Here is a 15871-nt window from a genome sequence, read left to right as displayed (position 1 = left end):
ACAACAAACCCATTTTCGCTTACTACAACTAGGGGTAGCCTGATTTGAATAAGGCTTTTTTAGCGGTTTTGAGTCCCTCCACCCGACGTACAGTCATCTGGTACGGTTTCACTATTTTTTTAAGTTCTGCGGTCTTGCTGGTGTTGGAAATCGCCGCCGGTCGTCTTATCGCTCCCTATGTCGGTGTATCCATTTACAGTTGGACTTCGATTATCGGTGTCATCCTGGCAGGCCTGTCGTTGGGCAATTGGTTGGGCGGGCATTGGGCCGATAAAGGCGCCGGTGAGTTGGGGGTGGGCGTGGTGCTGGTATTATCCGCCTGTTTCAGTCTGGCCAGCTTATTGTTTCTCACCTTTGTCGCACCATTGTTGCAAAGCAGTCAACTGGACTTGATCAGTTCCAGTTTTATTTATGTCATGTCCATGTTTTTTATTCCATCGGTGTTATTGGGTGTGGTGACTCCCGTTCTGACAACCTTGGCCTTACGCCTGGATGATCGTCTGGGGCACATCGTGGGACGTATGAATGCCTTGGCCGCTTTGGGCAGTATTTTCGGTACGTTTATTACCGGTTATTGGTTATTGCAGTATTTTGGTACCCGCAAAGTGATAATAGGCAGTGCCGTGTGTTTGGCTCTGTTGGCCTTACCCTATTTGCGTAAGATTCGCGCCAAACAGGCAATTGCCGTCTTGCTGGTCGGCAGCGGCGTCATTGGGCTGACCGAACACCGCCGGGGTTTTGCGGATCCTTGCCAGTGGGAAAGCAATTATTTTTGTTTGCGCGTGGATGATGCCTCCGATCCCAATTATGGTAATGCCGTGGCCTTGATACTGGATCATTTGATTCACGGTATCAATCACGTTTCCGACCCGGAATTGTTGATTTCGCCATATGTGCATGCCATGGATGAGTTGGTAAAAGTGCATTTCAACGCCGATCCCGGTTCCGAGTTGAGCTATTTTTTTGCCGGTGGCGGTGCTTATACTCAACAACGTGCGGTTAAGGCCATGTATCCATCGGCCAGCGTGACCGTGGCTGAGTTGGACCCCACCGTAACTCGCGTGGTACAAGAAGCTTTGTTTGTGGATATTAAGGGTATGAACATCATCCATGAGGATGCCCGGGTGGTGTTGCAAAAACGAACCGGACCCAGGGAGCCTTTTGATGTGATCGTAGCGGATGCGTTTCATGATATTTCCGTACCTTACCACATGGTCACCCTGGAATTCATACAAACAGTGAAGCGCAATTTAAAACCCAATGGTTTGTATTTGCTAAACATCATTGATGGTTTTCCAGATGCAAGATTGGCAAAAAGTCTGGTTAAAACCTTGCAGCAGGAATTTGATTATGTGGATGTGTGGTTGGATCAGGCTCCTGCCGAGGTGACTCGTGTCACTTATGTGATTTCTGCCCAAAATGAAGCACCATTCCCGGACATGGTATTTTCACAGCAGGGATTTCAGCGTCGTTGGCTTCGCATCAATGTACCCCTTATCGCCAGTGGCACCCCCTTGGAATCGTTGCCCATTTTGACGGATGATTATGTACCCGTGGACCGCTTGTTGTCCAAGATTCTGTTTGGCGCCGGGGCTTTGTAATTTTCCAGAATACTATTGCTTCGGCGCTTGTCCTTCCTGATTCCAGGGTCGGAACGGGAACGGTTTATCTTCCTTGTTAAACGTTTGAAATTGAATAATGGAGTACAGGTAGTTGCTGAGCTGATCACCAAACGTCAATAAATTGGCATTGGTGCTGCCTGTGGCCGCTTTGAAAACAAACTGGACCAGCATGATCAGTGCAATGACCAACTCCGTTAAACGTGTAACGATAAGAAACAACAACATGTACAAGCCGCGTATCCAAATGGATGGTTCGGTTTGTATTTGTTCGGGTTGGGTGGATTCGGGAGTGGTTACAGTAGCCATTTGCTGTCCTCCTATTAAAGAAAGTCCTCCTGTAACAAGCAATATTTGAAGTCTACAACGTATTTTATTCCTTGACATTGATCTACGTTGGCTTGGAATCGATTAGTTTAAAATCTCATTAGCAGATATGTTAATCCGGCTTTGGAACAAAAAGGCTTTCGCTTTGCTTGTAGCCTACATTGTTTTAGAATCACTTCTTTCGGATGACCTGTTTATTCGCTTATCGCGGATGCTTATTTAAAGAAATTCCTACGTAATTTTCGGCTGTAAAGTTCTTCTTAATCTGGCATTCTGTCTAAAACTTATGCAACAGGATTTGCACAATGACGACCGATGCTGTGGGTACGGACCCAGCTTGTGATGAAAAATTATCCACTTCTACTGTAGCCCCTGACGAAGAAAAACACGTGTCACCTGCGCTGACAGCGCTTGGCGGCCGCTGCGCAGATTATCCTCAGGAACTGAGTTGCCAGGATATGGGGCACACGTTAAGCCGTATCCACGTACCCAAAAACACGGTGTTGGAACCGGTGTGTGTGGTAAGTGGGGAGAAAGTGCTGACACAAACAGACTTTGATTTGGGTGGGGCTGTACCCCTGCAGTGGAACAGAACCTATCGCAGCAGTAATAATACGGATCTGGGGCAGGGAGCAGGTTGGATCACTCTTTGGCACAGCCGTGTTCTGGTAGGTGAGAAACAGGTGACCTATGTCGATGCACTGGGGCGCTTTATTGCTTTTAAACGGCCCGGCGTCGGCGGTAGTTCCTGTAATAGTACAGAAGCCTTGAGTTTGTATTGTGACAGCGAAGAACACTACCGCATTCAGGACCAGCGGGGTCTTCAGTATGTGTTTTCGGGACAAGGCCAGCGGAAAAGGTTGTTGCAAATCAGCAATCCTGCCGGGGCGTGGTGCTATTGTCACTACGATGCTGCGAATCGCTTGGAGCATATCGAAGATAATGCCGGTCGCAATTTGCAACTGCAGTATGGTGGTGGCGAAGAGAGCCGCGTCGTGGCCGTGTTATTGCTCCACCAAGCGCCCGAAACGCATGTAACCGTTCTGGTAGAGTATGTTTATGATGCCGCGGGTGATCTGGTGGCCGTGGTGGATGGTAATGGTAATGCGCAACGTTACACTTACCGCAATCATGTGTTGACACGCCACAGTACACGGGATGGATTTACGCATCGATTTCAATGGGACCGTTACGACAAATTGGGACGCTGTGTGCGCAGCTGGGGTGATCGCGGTTTTGACAATTACCGTATCACCTATGAACCGGAAAAAATGATTACTCGCTGTGAAGACAGTCGTGGATGTAACGAGTATCACTACAATGCCTTGGGTTTGATAACCCGGCATGTCGATGCCGAAGGCGGTGTAACACAGTACCAATACAGCAGCCACGCCAGGCTTATTGTCCAAACCGATCCTTTGGGTCATTCTACACGCTATGTTTACGATGATCAGGATCGGTTGGTCAACGTTATTCAAGCCGATAAGTCCAGCATAAGATTAAGCTACGGCGCTTTCGATAAACCCATAATGATACGGGATGCGCTGGGGCAGTCGTGGTCTTTTGATTTCGACAGCCAAGGCAAGCGGGTCAGCTGCACGGATCCTTCGGGGGCATTGACCCGTTTCTGTTACGATGCCAGAGGTAATGTCACCCGTGTGGAGGATCCTGCCGGCCGTAGCCTTTGCTATGAATGGAATCAACGCAATGAATTGGTGGCGCAAACGGACGCCTCCGGTGTACGTACGGATTTTGAATATAATGAACGCGGTCTGTTAACCCGAGCCAGAAGCCTGGGGCGTACGACTCAGTACTATTATGATGGCAACGGCGCGTTAACGCAGGTGTATTTTGCCGATGGCAGCAGTATCCAATTGCAATATTCTCCAGGTGGCCACTTAACGCATTATATTGACCCGGTTGGCAGAACCACACGTTACCGCTACGATGGTATGAATTATCCTGCTGAGCGTATTGATGCTGCAGGGCGCTGCATTTACTTCGAATATGACGGGCGCCGCCGTGTTACAGCGGTAACCAATGAGAACAATGAGCGCTATGAGTTTTCTTACGACCGCAACGGCCGCTTGGTCAAAGAGGTGGGCTTTGACGGTAGGGAACAGCAATACGGTTATGATGCCGCAGGGCATTTGATTCAGCACAAAGACGGCAGCAGTCGGATTACAGTATATTCCCGCGATGAAATGGGCCGCGTGATACAAAAGCAAAGCACTGACGATTTGTGTTTATATGACTACGACGCACTGGGTCGCTTGATTCAAGCTTGCAACAATAGCAGTGAAATCAAGTTCAAATACAATGAACAAGGCCGGCTGGTGGAGGAGCATCAAAACGGTTTGAGAGTTTGCTACGAATACAATTCACTGGGGCAGAAGACCTGGGTGCGTCTGCCCGGCGGTGAGCGGTTGCGGTATGAGTATGATTCCAGTGGTCTATTTACTCGCCTGAGCTATAGTCGCGAGATCGAGACAGCGAAAGATGAGACTGCTATAGATGAGACAATAGAAGCAGGAAAAGCCTCCTTAAGTGATATCTGTACCATTCGACGAGATCGCTGGGGCCGGGAAACGGGTCGGGATTATGGCTTCTATCGGAGCCTGGATGAATACGACTCCATGGGACGTTTGGTCCACCGTCGTGTGGGAAAAAGCCGCATGGGTGATGCAGTCATGGACTGTACTTATCGTTATAACAAGACCGGTACGCTTAAAGTCTTGGAGGATGCTCTGTGGGGCCAGGTGCAATTTCATTATGATCCCACGGATCGACTGCAATCGGTGGAAACCGATGCACTGGAGTACATGGTTTCTGACCCCGCCGGAAATATGGCAGCAACGAGTGATGTTCCGGTAGATTCAAACAGTCAGCATACAAGTGGCAATCGATTAGCTGAGTGGCAAGGGCATAAGCTGGAGTATGATTATCCCGGGAATTTGATCGCAATGTCCGGGCTCCACGACAACGTTCGATACAACTACGATGGTTCGAATCGTTTGGTAAAAGTCGAAAAAAACGGGCAAGAGTTTCAATATACGTATGATCCGCTGGGGCGCCGCATCCGAAAAACCGATACCTTTGGTGAAACCCTGTTTTTATGGAGTGGTAACATCGTTATCAGTGAATTTCGAAATAAAATGCAAACCTTGTATTTGCATGATCCAGAAGGTTTGGAGTTGCTGGCAAAAGTTTGCGAGGGGGAGATTGGTTTTTGTCACACGGATTTTCAGGGGACACCGCAGGTGTTCACCGATCTTGATGGAAATGTCATCTGGCAGGCACATACGACGTATTTTGGAGAAGTGACCGCTCTATCGGTGGAACTGCAAAAAAATACTATCCGATTTCGTGGCTGGTACTATGATGCCGAAAGTGGTTTGTTATTTGATGGTGAGCGCTATTATCATGGTGCAATGGGTCGCTATGTGAGTCAGGCTCGAAGCGGTTTAGGCGAAGTCTATAATTCCTATGCCTGCCAAAACCCGTGTATACCGAATCTGCTTTCCCGCGGCTTTGTTCCATCGGGTGATGATTTGGCTATAACATTTATACGAAATGTTTTGAATGTCGCCCTGGAGCCGGATCGAGTCATTCTCAATCGCATCCATCCAAGAGCGGCGGAGTTTGGCTCTTTTCGCCCGGACGCCTGTTTGGCAACCGTTAGCGAAACGCTGTGCTATTCCAACCTACTTTTTTCGAAGGACTGCTTTAGTAGGTGGAATAGCGGTTTGTCTTAGCGCGTTCGTAAAGCAGGATATACCCGAACCACGTTTGTGGGTTCGCTTTCTCCCAAGCGGTATAAAGCGGTTATATAGTATTCCGCATATTGTTCGCCGGATGGGATGTCGTCCACATACACGGTTGTCTCCATTTCAGCGACAGGAATAAAATCGGTTTCGCTGCTAAAGCGACGATAGACGACATAACGTTCTTGCTGGTCCGAGCCTTCCCATGCCACATTCACATGATGGTTCTTGGCGCGTGCAATCAGGTTCGTCGGAGTGTAACGGTTTTCCACTAAAATGGGAGGCACCGGGACAAAGCTGTTCAGAAGAAACAAGGTTGCCTCTTTCGTATCGGTAATGTTGCCGTACCCATCGACCGCCTCTACGTAGAGATGGTGAAAACCATTGTCGACGGTGGTGGTATCCCAGGAAAATGAATAGTGTTTCCCTCCTGTGGCACCAGTCGAGACGGCTTGGGATTGAGTGGCCAAAAGAACGCCTTCATCCCGATAAAAACGCACTAATTCAACATCACTTTCATCCCAGGCATACAAAGTGATGTTGTACATGCCGGAAGCAAAATCACCTGGCCTGATCAGTGGCGAGGGACGGGTTTGCCGCAACATAGGGCCGATTGTGTCCGGATTGGCCGTGGTGACAAAGGCCCAATCGCATTCCGAACTGAATTCGCCGAGATCATTCTCCAACTGGGCGCAGGCAATATATAAATGCTTGCCATTGCGGAGCAGGCCCGTGTCCATGCGAAAGCTGACCTCCGGTTGCGGCGACAGGCTGATAGAGTCGGGATAGTTTCCGCCACCGTTCGCAGTGTAGAGAAGCTGGTGACGTAAATACACCTGATTGATTTTTTTATCCGTGACAGTAGTAATGTGGATATCTTTTACGCCGGTTAAGATATCGCCATCTTCAAGGTTGAGTGCGATTTGCGCCTGACTGTTGACGCAAGCCATTCCCAGACTCATATACCAAAACAATTGTTTCATTGTAGACTCCGTTTTACATGAATAAGACTGGCAATGTATTCTGCAAATATGACATTACAATAGCATTCTCGGGATCAATTGAGGCAACAGTGAAGGAACTATGAAGTGGCCGCATGGCATCATGGATGCGCATGCTCCGGTAACGTCGGGGTTTGAGCGGCCGGACAAAACGGGTTGGTGGAGAACGGTTACAGTAATCTAAGCAAAAATAAAAATACCAAAGCTCCGACAAAGGCGGTAATGATTTTGCCCACCATTCCCGCAGCAATGCTGATACCCAGGAAGGAGAACAACCAGGTACCGATGATGGCTCCCAGAACACCCACGATGAGAACAACGATTAGGCTGCGGCGTTTTTTGCCCATGACCAGATTCGCAAGCCAGCCGGCGACTAAGCCGCTCAGTAGCAAAATGAGGATGCTTTCCAGGCTCATTTGGGCATGTATCATTGTTTTTCCTTCTATTTATGAGGGTACGTCTGTTTAATATACATCGGCGGGTGAGAGGTCTATGTGAGTGATTTTTGTCACAAAATACCGGTAGTGTAAGCTCGCTGTAAGTGTTTTTGCATATATTCTTGAGTTGAGGTAATTTGGAATAATTAAGGTCTTAAAAGGCTAAATTTGGATAGATTCCAAAAGTTGTTGATTTTCTGAGTATTATGTAGGGGGCCGCATGAATCGCAATGTAGTACTGGTGGGTTTTAAACTTCTTCTTGTATTTTCCATAGTATTTTTAAGCGCCTGCTCCAGTGGAGATGGTGTTGATATTCCCAAAAAAGCCCAGATTGAAATCACCGATTCGGTGAGTCCGGAAAATGATCTTTCTATTGAATTCGGTAGTGTGACGATTGGGACGACATCGGAAAAGTCCCTGTTGATTCGAAACAGTGGTAATGCTGATTTGACCCTGAATCCTATTGATACCACTAACCTGGATGCTCAATTTCAGATCATTTCGGACAACTGTTCCGGTCAGGTGCTGAGCCCCACCAGCAGTTGCAGTGCTTCTATACAGTTTACGCCCATGTCGGCGACTTCGGTGTCCTCCGGTTTTGACATTTTGTCTTCGGACGAGGATGAAGGCGTTATTACCATTAGCGTTAGCGGAACCGGAGAGCCCGTACCGGTGCCGAATATCGTGGTTTCGGATTCCATAGCGCCCAACGATGATTTGGAAATGGTTTTCGGTAACGTTACCATCGACAATGCGACAACGGCGACCTTAACGCTCACAAACGAGGGTGCGGCGGCTTTAAATATCGGTGCTATCGCCTCGGCCAATCCGGTCTCCGGTTCATTCAGCATCACTGTCGATAACTGTTCCAATCAAAGTTTGCAGCCACAAGCGGCGTGTACTTTAACCGTACAATATTTACCTCAGGTCCAGGGGCTGGTTGCCGATAGCTTTGATATTCCCAGCAATGATCCGGACCAACCCACTATAGAATTTAGCGTCAACGGTTTTGGTGATCCGCTTCCGGTGCCTGACATACAAATCACCGATACCATTGCACCGAATGATGATTTATCTATTGTGTTTGGCCAGGTAACCGCGGGACAATCTGTCACTGAGACCGTCACCGTGCGCAATATCGGTTTGGCCAATCTCAATCTTGGCGCGATTGGCGGCAGTTTCGCACTTGCGTTTCCTTTTAGTATCAGTAGTGACGGTTGCTCTAACCAAGCATTAACTCCGGATGCCAGTTGTACATTGTCTATTCGATTTGCCCCGGACGCATCCGGCGTATTTAATAGCAGCTTTAATATTCCTTCCAATGATGATGATCAGCCCAATGTGTTTTTCAACGTTTCGGGTACTGGCGAACCCGCACCGGTGGCCAATATTGCTATCCGTGATACTTTGCTACCCAATGACGACCAGCAGTTGACCTTTGGCAATGTGACGGCAAACCAAACCGCTGTGGCTACCGTAACCATCAGCAGTACAGGAACCGCGGATCTGGTTTTGAATTCCATTACCACACCGGCAGCACCCTATAGTTTTTCTGCCAATAATTGTCCCTTACAAGCTATGGCGCCGGGTACGGAGTGCACGATTGAAGTGGTGTTTGCGCCAACAACCACCGGGGTGTTCAATAGCAGTTTTATGGTAAATTCCAACGATCCGGATGCCGGCGATGCCAGTATTACGGTATTCATGAGCGGAACGGGAGATCCGGTTCCAGTTCCGGGGATTAGCATAAGCGATAATGTCGGCGCTACCGGCGATAGCGATTTGCTCTTCGGTAATCTCTTGGTGAATACCGCTGTGATCGGAACCATTACAGTTACCAGTACAGGCACGGCGGATTTGGTGCTGGGTTCCGTTGCAGGTACTAACCCCTTGGCGGCGCCCTATAATGTGACGTCTGATACATGCTCTTCTGCGAGTTTGGCGCCCACCGCCCAGTGCCACATCATGGTTAGTTTTGCCCCCACGATGGTTGGAACATTTAATGACAGCTTCAATATTCCGTCTAATGCAGGTGATATTACTATCGACATTAACGGAGTAGGGATCGCCCCGGATATAGAGGTCACCGATTCCATTAGCCCGGCGAATGACCAACAATTGCCCTTCGGTTCACTGGTAGTAGGTACCACCGGCAATTCCACTGTCACCGTCACCAATATCGGTAGCGCCGACCTGGTTTTGGGCGTGGTGGCAGGGGCAAATCCCTTGGCTGTTCCCTTCAGTATTGTTAATGATAACTGCTCATCCCAGACATTAGCGCCGGGAGCGGCATGTACAGTTGGTGCGCGGTATTCGCCGGTCAGTGCCGTTGCCAGCAGCGACAGCTTCAATATACCGTCTAACGCCGGTGATATCACCGTTAGTATCAGCGGAACCGGGCTGGCGCCGGACATTAGCGTTACCGATTCCTCGGGTAGCAGTACGGATTTGCAGGTACCTTTTGGTTCGCAGAATATAGGGACGACAATCACCCAATCGGTGACCATTACCAATGTGGGTAATGCCAATCTCAATTTGGGGGCGATTGGTGTAGGGAATGGACTGGTGGCTCCATTTGCCTTCGGTAACAACAATTGTAGCGGCACAACTTTGACCGCCGGTACCAGTTGCACCATAGTTCTGACCTTCGCTCCTACAAACGCACAATCCTATAGCGATTCGTTTGCGATTCCGTCCAACGATCCGGACGAGTCGAATGTGACAGTGAGGGTTACCGGTACGGGTGTTTATCCTCCGACTACAATGACGGTTTCGCCTACTAGCATAGCTTTCCCGGATACCTGTGTTACTGCGGTTCGGCGGACTTCTGTTACATTGATTAACACCGGCGCTGCAACCTTATATGCCCAAGCCGGCGTCAGCGGATTGGATTTTTCCGTGAGCAGTAATACCTGCACAACTGTGGCAGTGGGTTCAAGCTGCGCCTTACCTGTTACGTTTGCACCTGCCACCACGGGTATTAAAAGTGGAACCTTAACCATCGTGTTTAACGGTGGGTCCAGATCCGTGCAACTGGGTGGCAGAGGGATAACAGGCGGTACCTGCGGCTTTCCTTTATAAACATAACCATAAGGTCTATGCCGGTCAGCTTGTTCAAATGATAGGGCTGTCCGGCGTGGGCATGGGAACCGGGGCGGGATCGGGGGAATGTTGTTCCTGAAATTCATCCACCTTGGCTTCCACTTCTTCGATGTCACCGAAGCGGGCAATGTGATACAGCGCATCGCCTTCGTTAACCAGGGGCAGATTACTGCGGCCGATAATAATGCCGCTGAAAGGGGCGGTTAGCTGAATTTCCCGTTCACCAAAGGGGTCGGCCACCACACCCAACAGGCTGCCTTTTTTTACCCGGTGACCCAAAGGTACCAAGGCTCTGAGAATACCGCTGTCCGGTGCCCGTACCCAGGAACTGGATCGTGCCACCACCGGTTCCATGTGTTTAATCTTACTTTTTCCCGGCGGCAACATGTCCAGCGCACGCAGCACATTGATAATTCCTTTGACGCCGGCGCGAATGGATATCTCATCGAAGCGCAGCGCTTCCCCGGCTTCGTATAGCAACATGGGAATACCGCATTCCGCTGCAGAGGCCCGTAAGGAGCCGTCACGCAGGTTGGATGAGATAATCACCGGTACATCAAAAGCCCGTGCCAGGCGCAGTGTGTCTTCATCATCCACGTTGGCTCGGACCTGAGGTAAGTTATTGCGGTGCAGGGCGCCGGTGTGTAAATCAATGCCGTGAGTGCTTTTGGAGACGATTTCGTCCATAAACAAATCCGCCAGTCTGGCTGCCAGTGAGCCTTTATCGCTGCCGGGAAAGCTGCGGTTTAAATCGCGCCGGTCCGGTAAATAGCGTGAGTGGTTAATGAATCCGTGCACATTAACAATGGGTACGGCGATAATGGTGCCGCGTAAGCGTTTCAGGGAAGACATTTTCAGCAAGCGACGGATGATTTCCACGCCATTGATTTCATCGCCGTGTATGGCGGCACTGATAAAAACAACGGGTCCCCCGGTTTTTCCATTTACCACATGAACCGGCATGCTCATGGGTGCGTGGGTGTAGAGGCGACCGGCGGGCAGGTCTATGGTGGTGCGCGTGCCCGGAGCGATGGTGCACCCGTTAATAACCAAGGGGCCTGCGCCGAACATCAGCCTTTACCCCGGGTTTTGGTTCGGTGGGGTTTGGCTTTCTTTTCAATAAATGACACGATCATGGCGGCTACATCCTTGCCGGTAGCGGTCTCTATCCCTTCCAGTCCCGGCGATGAGTTCACTTCCATGACCAAGGGACCGCGGTCCGAACGCAATATGTCCACTCCGGCCACATTAAGTCCCATGACTCTGGCGGCTTTCACGGCGGTTTCCCGTTCCGCCGGGCTGATTTTGATCAACGACGCGGTGCCGCCACGGTGCAAATTAGAGCGGAACTCTCCGGGTTGGGCTTGGCGTTTCATGGCGGCCACGACTTTGTCCCCGATGACGAAGCAACGAATATCGGCGCCACCGGCCTCCTTAATGTACTCTTGGACCATAATGTTAACCTTTAGTCCCATGAAGGCCTCCAGTACACTTTCTGCTGCTTTTTTTGTTTCAGCCAGTACTACACCAATACCTTGAGTACCTTCCAATAGTTTGATGACCAGAGGCGTGCCGCCTACCATTTTAATCAGATCGGCGATATCGTCCGGGTTGTTGGCAAACCCGGTGTTGGGCATACCCACACCTTTGCGTGATAATAACTGTAGAGAGCGCAATTTGTCACGTGAGCGGGTAACGGCCACCGACTCGTTCAGCGGGTAGGAACCCATCATTTCAAACTGGCGTAATACGGCAGTGCCATAAAAGGTTACCGATGCACCGATTCGGGGAATGACGGCATCAAACTTGGGTAAGGTTTCACCCTTGAAATGGGCCTCGGGTTTGCTGGAGGCAATGTCCATATAAGTTCGCAACACATCGATGACCATGGGTTCATGGCCCCGCTGTTCACAGGCTTCGATCAGCCGGCGGGTGGAGTAGAGTCTTTTGTTGCGAGATAGTATGGCGATTTTCATTGCTGGTCCCAATTGGATTTTTTGTTAACTGCATGGCTCGGTGTTTCCTGCTGTTGATCCCATGTGGGGTCAGCCGGGTTTGTTTTTCAATAGAAAGGACTCTTTTGGGTTCACAATGATTTTTCCGAGCATGGCGCTTCGCCCCAATAGCATACGAAAGCGCATGGTATCCCGATTGGTTAAGGTGATTTCAATAGGCCAATGGTCATCTGCGAGCTGCAGGGTGGTTTGTATGACCAGGCGGGTTTCCTTGTGGCCGCCGGAATCGGTGACCTCGCGTTGATCTATGACACGTGATTCACAGAATACTTCGGTTTCGGTGTTTTTCTGAAGGGGATGCATGCCGAAACGTACCCACAATTGTCCCGCTTTCTCAAAAGTTTCCAGAGAAAATGCGTGTAAGCAGGAGGTTTTTGCACCGGTATCCACTTTGGCCTTAATATGACTCAGGCCCAGTTCCGGCAGCGATACCCATTCGCGCCAGCCTATCGTGATCATGGAATTTTTTTTCATGAATTTCTACAACCAATTCTTGCGTTTAAAATAGATCAGCATACCCGTGACCAGAACAGCCATAATTAACCACACCATGGGATAGCCATAATACCAACGCAATTCGGGCATGGACCAGGGACTGTTGGGGTTGTTAAAGTTCATGCCATACAGCCCCACCACGAAAGTCAGCGGGATAAAAATAGTGGCAATCATGGTGAGAACTCGCATGATTTCACTGAGGCGATGACTGGCGCTCGATAGGTAGATGTCTATCAGGCCGCCTGCGGTTTCGCGGTAGTTTTCGATTATATCCAAAATCTGGGCTGTGTGATCGTAACAGTCGCGTAAGTATACCCGGGTGCTTTCTTCAAAGAATCCATTTTCACTGCGTAACAGCTGATTGACTATTTCTCTTTGCGGCCACAAGTTTCTTCTTAATATCAACAGTTCACGCCGCAATTGGTGTATCTGGGTTAGGGTTATATTTTTGGATTTGAGCGAGAGGATTTCCTCTTCCAGGGTTTCAATCGTTTCTCCCAACGCATCCAAAACGGGATAGCCCTGATCTACAATGAGATCGATAATGCTGTAACCCAGGTAGTCGGCTTGTTGCTGCCGGGTTCTGCCTTTTTTCTTGCGCAAACGTTGCCGCAAGGGTTCAAAGGGGTCGGATTCCCCATTATGCGCGGTGATGACCAGATTGGAGCCCATGAACAAGGAGACTTGTTGAGTGGTGAGTTTGTGCTCAACAATTTGCGGTAGGGATAACACCACAAACAGCAGTTCGTCATATTCTTCCACTTTGGGACGCTGGCCGGTGTTTAAAACGTCCTCCAGTGCCAGGGCGTGAAGATCGAATAATGTCCCCAGATCCTGAATGATTTCGGCTTGAGTAATATTCTGTAGGTGGACCCAGGTGATGCTTTGAGTATCGATATAGTCTTTACACTCCTGCAGGCTGGATAGTTCCTTGTCGATATAATCCACAGCATTGTAGTCCACCAGCCGAATGCAGGGGTTTGTTCCGGGCAGGGGGGCGGCGCTGGTGAGGGTGCCGGGGGAGGTGCCCGGAGGGTGATACGTTTTGTCGAAGTAATCCATGGCTCAGGTTTGCTTTAACTTTAAGATAAGTGTGACGTTAAAAGTAGCAGATTTCCAGCTTCGGGTCGGGTTTTCCACGCATTGGGAAAGTTTGCTTATCCCAGTGATGCCAGTACCGCTTGCAGTCCGTCTTCCGGTTGTGTAAGTGTAGAAAACATGGCATAAGCGGTGCGCTCTATGATGGGGGCATCCTCGACTTTAAACAATTGACCGTTGTTGATTTCATCAACAACCGTGGATTCCGCCAGATAGGCGGTGCCACCGCAGTTGAGTAGGTAGGCTTTGGCAATATGCCCCAGTGGTAAACGGATGCCGGGTGTACGCAGTGACGGGAAATGTCGGGCATGGTTGATGGCAAAGGAAAGCCCCCAGTCCACTAATACATAGTTGTGGTTCAGTGCCTGGTCCAAGCTTTGTTGATTGCTTGTGCTGACCATGATCAGGGATATGCTGGTAAATTGTCGGGTTTCTATCTGGGGCCGTTGTGACGGCTCAAAAGTGAAACCCAGGTCCAGACTGCCTTCCATGAGGCGTCTCAAAATGGATTCCGTTTCCATCACTTCACCGTGTACGGCAATGTGAGGTTGGCGTTGATGCAGATTTTGTAACCAATCCTGCATAGCGATATCCCATAAACTGGGCGTCGCGGCAATAGCCAGGGAAGTGCTCATTTCTTCCTCAATAGCGACATCGTGTTTGGCTCGCCCCCAAGCTGCCAGAATGTTTTCGGCGTGATTGAGCAGGCGGTTACCCGCAGGTGTCAATTGAATGTCATTGCGATTACGTACAAATAGAGGGGTTCCCAACTGGTCTTCCAGAGCTTTGATGCGACTGCTTACCGCGGATTGGCTCAAGTAAAGATTTTGTGCAGCTCGGCCAAAATGCCGGGTTCGGCTGATTTCTAGAAAGGTTTTTAGCTGGTCTGTGTCCATAGATTATCCCTGGAGGCGATGGTCGCATTGTAATCGGAAATTTCGAACGTGACGATAAAAATATTGCGCTTTACCAAAATCGGCGTTTTCCGTTATTTAAGCAACTACTGATCGATGCGATGTAACGGTCAGAGTTTGTAGCCGGTAGAACGGATTCATTTCGTTCAGTGGTATTTTCCTTAAGGAGATAGATATGAAATTTAAAAGGGTGTTGTCACTTTTGGCTCTAATGTCATTATTGGCAGGCGGCGTGGCATTGGCTGAGGAAGAAATGACTCCTCAACAATCCTGTGAGCAAGCGGCAGAAGAAGCCGGCTTGTCTGATCCAGCCGATGTTAGTGCCTATGTGCAAACCTGTCTGGAAGACATGGGTGCACAAGCCGAAGGTGGCGACGGTCAAAGTAATTCCTCAGGCAACTAGAGAAGTAAGAGGCAGTAAACCATGGTAGAAGATGAATTTGATCTGGACTTGTATGATACTTTCGGTGATGAGAATTTGGAGCTGGACGAGCCATCGGGAGCTAGCAAATTAAACGCACGACAACGCTACGACCGACTAATGGAAGAAAAGCGTGTGAGACAACAATTGGAAGACGATTTCAGGTACTGGTAGAACTTTGGTTTTGCTGTCAGGGCACCCTCTGGAAAGGGGGTGCCCTTTTTTGTCTGCAAATTTCCGCCTTTCCTGTCCGGTGCCTGGGTGTTTACCACAACCCCCCTGATAATCAAATGTCATTCCAATTTTTATAATCTTCGTGATCTGGTGCAGTTTTTCAGCGAATTTGCACGGAAAATACTTCGATAACGGTGGTATTTCCGCGAAATTGTCATTAGACTGCGCACTTGAAGCAGATGCGAAGGTTTTGACTAATGGATGATTTATTCCTGTTGCTCAGTGAAGACGAGCTGGATTGGTTAGATGAGTTTCTTCTCGAACGTATCGATGAAGATGCCGATACCGAGGGAAAAGACGAGGGCGTGCTGGGAATTTCCGAACTTGACGGCATGTTCACAGCCATTGTCAGCGGACCGGTTCCCGTCATGCCCTCGCAATGGTTGCCGCATGTCTGGGGTGATTTTGAACCACAATGGGGCTCGGAGGAAGATTTCTCCGAG

General features: G+C 49.4%; 14 protein-coding genes. 6 read left to right on the top strand and 8 right to left on the bottom strand.

The genetic code is table 11. The annotated features are described in order from the left end of the window. Positions 1 to 44 precede the first annotated feature (44 nt). Entirely contained in the window at positions 45 to 1601 is a 1557-nt protein-coding gene (locus OEY58_21125) for a fused MFS/spermidine synthase (GenBank protein MDH5327965.1), read from the top strand. Between the two features lie 12 nt (positions 1602 to 1613). Here the strand turns inward: OEY58_21125 and OEY58_21120 are convergent, their stop codons facing one another. After that, positions 1614 to 1928 carry a DUF4389 domain-containing protein gene (locus OEY58_21120; protein ID MDH5327964.1) on the bottom strand — a complete coding sequence of 105 codons (315 nt, stop codon included), beginning with the start codon at positions 1926 to 1928 and terminating at the stop codon, positions 1614 to 1616. A 323-nt stretch (positions 1929 to 2251) separates the two neighbouring features. Here OEY58_21120 and OEY58_21115 point away from each other — a divergent pair, with 323 nt between their 5' ends. Continuing rightward, on the top strand, positions 2252 to 5701 hold the full coding sequence (locus tag OEY58_21115; GenBank protein MDH5327963.1) for a DUF6531 domain-containing protein: 3450 nt from the start codon (positions 2252 to 2254) through the stop codon (positions 5699 to 5701). Here the strand turns inward: OEY58_21115 and OEY58_21110 are convergent. Continuing rightward, positions 5698 to 6693 carry a hypothetical protein gene (locus tag OEY58_21110; protein MDH5327962.1) on the bottom strand — a complete coding sequence of 332 codons (996 nt, stop codon included), beginning with the start codon at positions 6691 to 6693 and terminating at the stop codon, positions 5698 to 5700. The two genes, OEY58_21115 and OEY58_21110, sit on opposite strands and share 4 nt — an antisense overlap. 188 nt (positions 6694 to 6881) lie before the next feature. After that, complete coding sequence (locus tag OEY58_21105; GenBank protein ID MDH5327961.1) at positions 6882 to 7142, bottom strand: GlsB/YeaQ/YmgE family stress response membrane protein; 261 nt, start codon at positions 7140 to 7142, stop codon at positions 6882 to 6884. A 226-nt stretch (positions 7143 to 7368) separates the two neighbouring features. Here OEY58_21105 and OEY58_21100 point away from each other — a divergent pair, with 226 nt between their 5' ends. After that, a complete protein-coding gene (locus tag OEY58_21100) occupies positions 7369 to 10230 on the top strand; it encodes a choice-of-anchor D domain-containing protein (GenBank protein ID MDH5327960.1) in 2862 nt (953 codons plus the stop codon). A 33-nt stretch (positions 10231 to 10263) separates the two neighbouring features. On the opposite strand, the gene OEY58_21095 is transcribed toward OEY58_21100, so the two are convergent. The 5 genes from OEY58_21095 to OEY58_21075 all read right to left on the bottom strand — a co-directional run bounded on the left by OEY58_21095 (position 10264) and on the right by OEY58_21075 (position 14755). Further along, the gene (locus OEY58_21095; protein ID MDH5327959.1) at positions 10264 to 11322 is read right to left on the bottom strand and encodes a succinylglutamate desuccinylase/aspartoacylase family protein; all 1059 of its coding nucleotides are present in this window, start codon (positions 11320 to 11322) and stop codon (positions 10264 to 10266) included. Next, positions 11322 to 12227, bottom strand: coding sequence for a 30S ribosomal protein S6--L-glutamate ligase (gene rimK / locus OEY58_21090; GenBank protein MDH5327958.1), 906 nt, complete (start codon positions 12225 to 12227; stop codon positions 11322 to 11324). Before rimK ends, OEY58_21095 begins: the two co-directional genes overlap by 1 nt. Before the next feature lie 69 nt (positions 12228 to 12296). Next, positions 12297 to 12740, bottom strand: coding sequence for an ATP-dependent zinc protease (locus OEY58_21085; protein ID MDH5327957.1), 444 nt, complete (start codon positions 12738 to 12740; stop codon positions 12297 to 12299). A gap of 6 nt (positions 12741 to 12746) precedes the next feature. After that, positions 12747 to 13823, bottom strand: coding sequence for a magnesium/cobalt transporter CorA (gene corA, locus OEY58_21080; protein MDH5327956.1), 1077 nt, complete (start codon positions 13821 to 13823; stop codon positions 12747 to 12749). A 95-nt stretch (positions 13824 to 13918) separates the two neighbouring features. After that, on the bottom strand, positions 13919 to 14755 hold the full coding sequence (locus OEY58_21075; GenBank protein MDH5327955.1) for a LysR family transcriptional regulator: 837 nt from the start codon (positions 14753 to 14755) through the stop codon (positions 13919 to 13921). Positions 14756 to 14948: 193 nt separating this feature from the next. Here OEY58_21075 and OEY58_21070 point away from each other — a divergent pair, with 193 nt between their 5' ends. The 3 genes from OEY58_21070 to OEY58_21060 all read left to right on the top strand — a co-directional run. Beyond that, a complete protein-coding gene (locus OEY58_21070) occupies positions 14949 to 15176 on the top strand; it encodes a hypothetical protein (protein MDH5327954.1) in 228 nt (75 codons plus the stop codon). A 21-nt stretch (positions 15177 to 15197) separates the two neighbouring features. Beyond that, positions 15198 to 15368 carry a hypothetical protein gene (locus tag OEY58_21065; protein ID MDH5327953.1) on the top strand — a complete coding sequence of 57 codons (171 nt, stop codon included), beginning with the start codon at positions 15198 to 15200 and terminating at the stop codon, positions 15366 to 15368. A 257-nt stretch (positions 15369 to 15625) separates the two neighbouring features. Continuing rightward, positions 15626 to 15871, top strand: a 246-nt coding sequence (locus OEY58_21060) for a UPF0149 family protein (GenBank protein ID MDH5327952.1), incomplete at its 3' end; no start/stop codon positions are given.

Source organism: Gammaproteobacteria bacterium, assembly GCA_029882975.1.
In the GTDB taxonomy this organism is placed as follows: Bacteria; Pseudomonadota; Gammaproteobacteria; order SZUA-152; family SZUA-152; genus JAJDNG01.
Note: the sequence above shows the minus strand (reverse complement) of the source record. Positions and strands in the feature narration are given on the sequence as shown.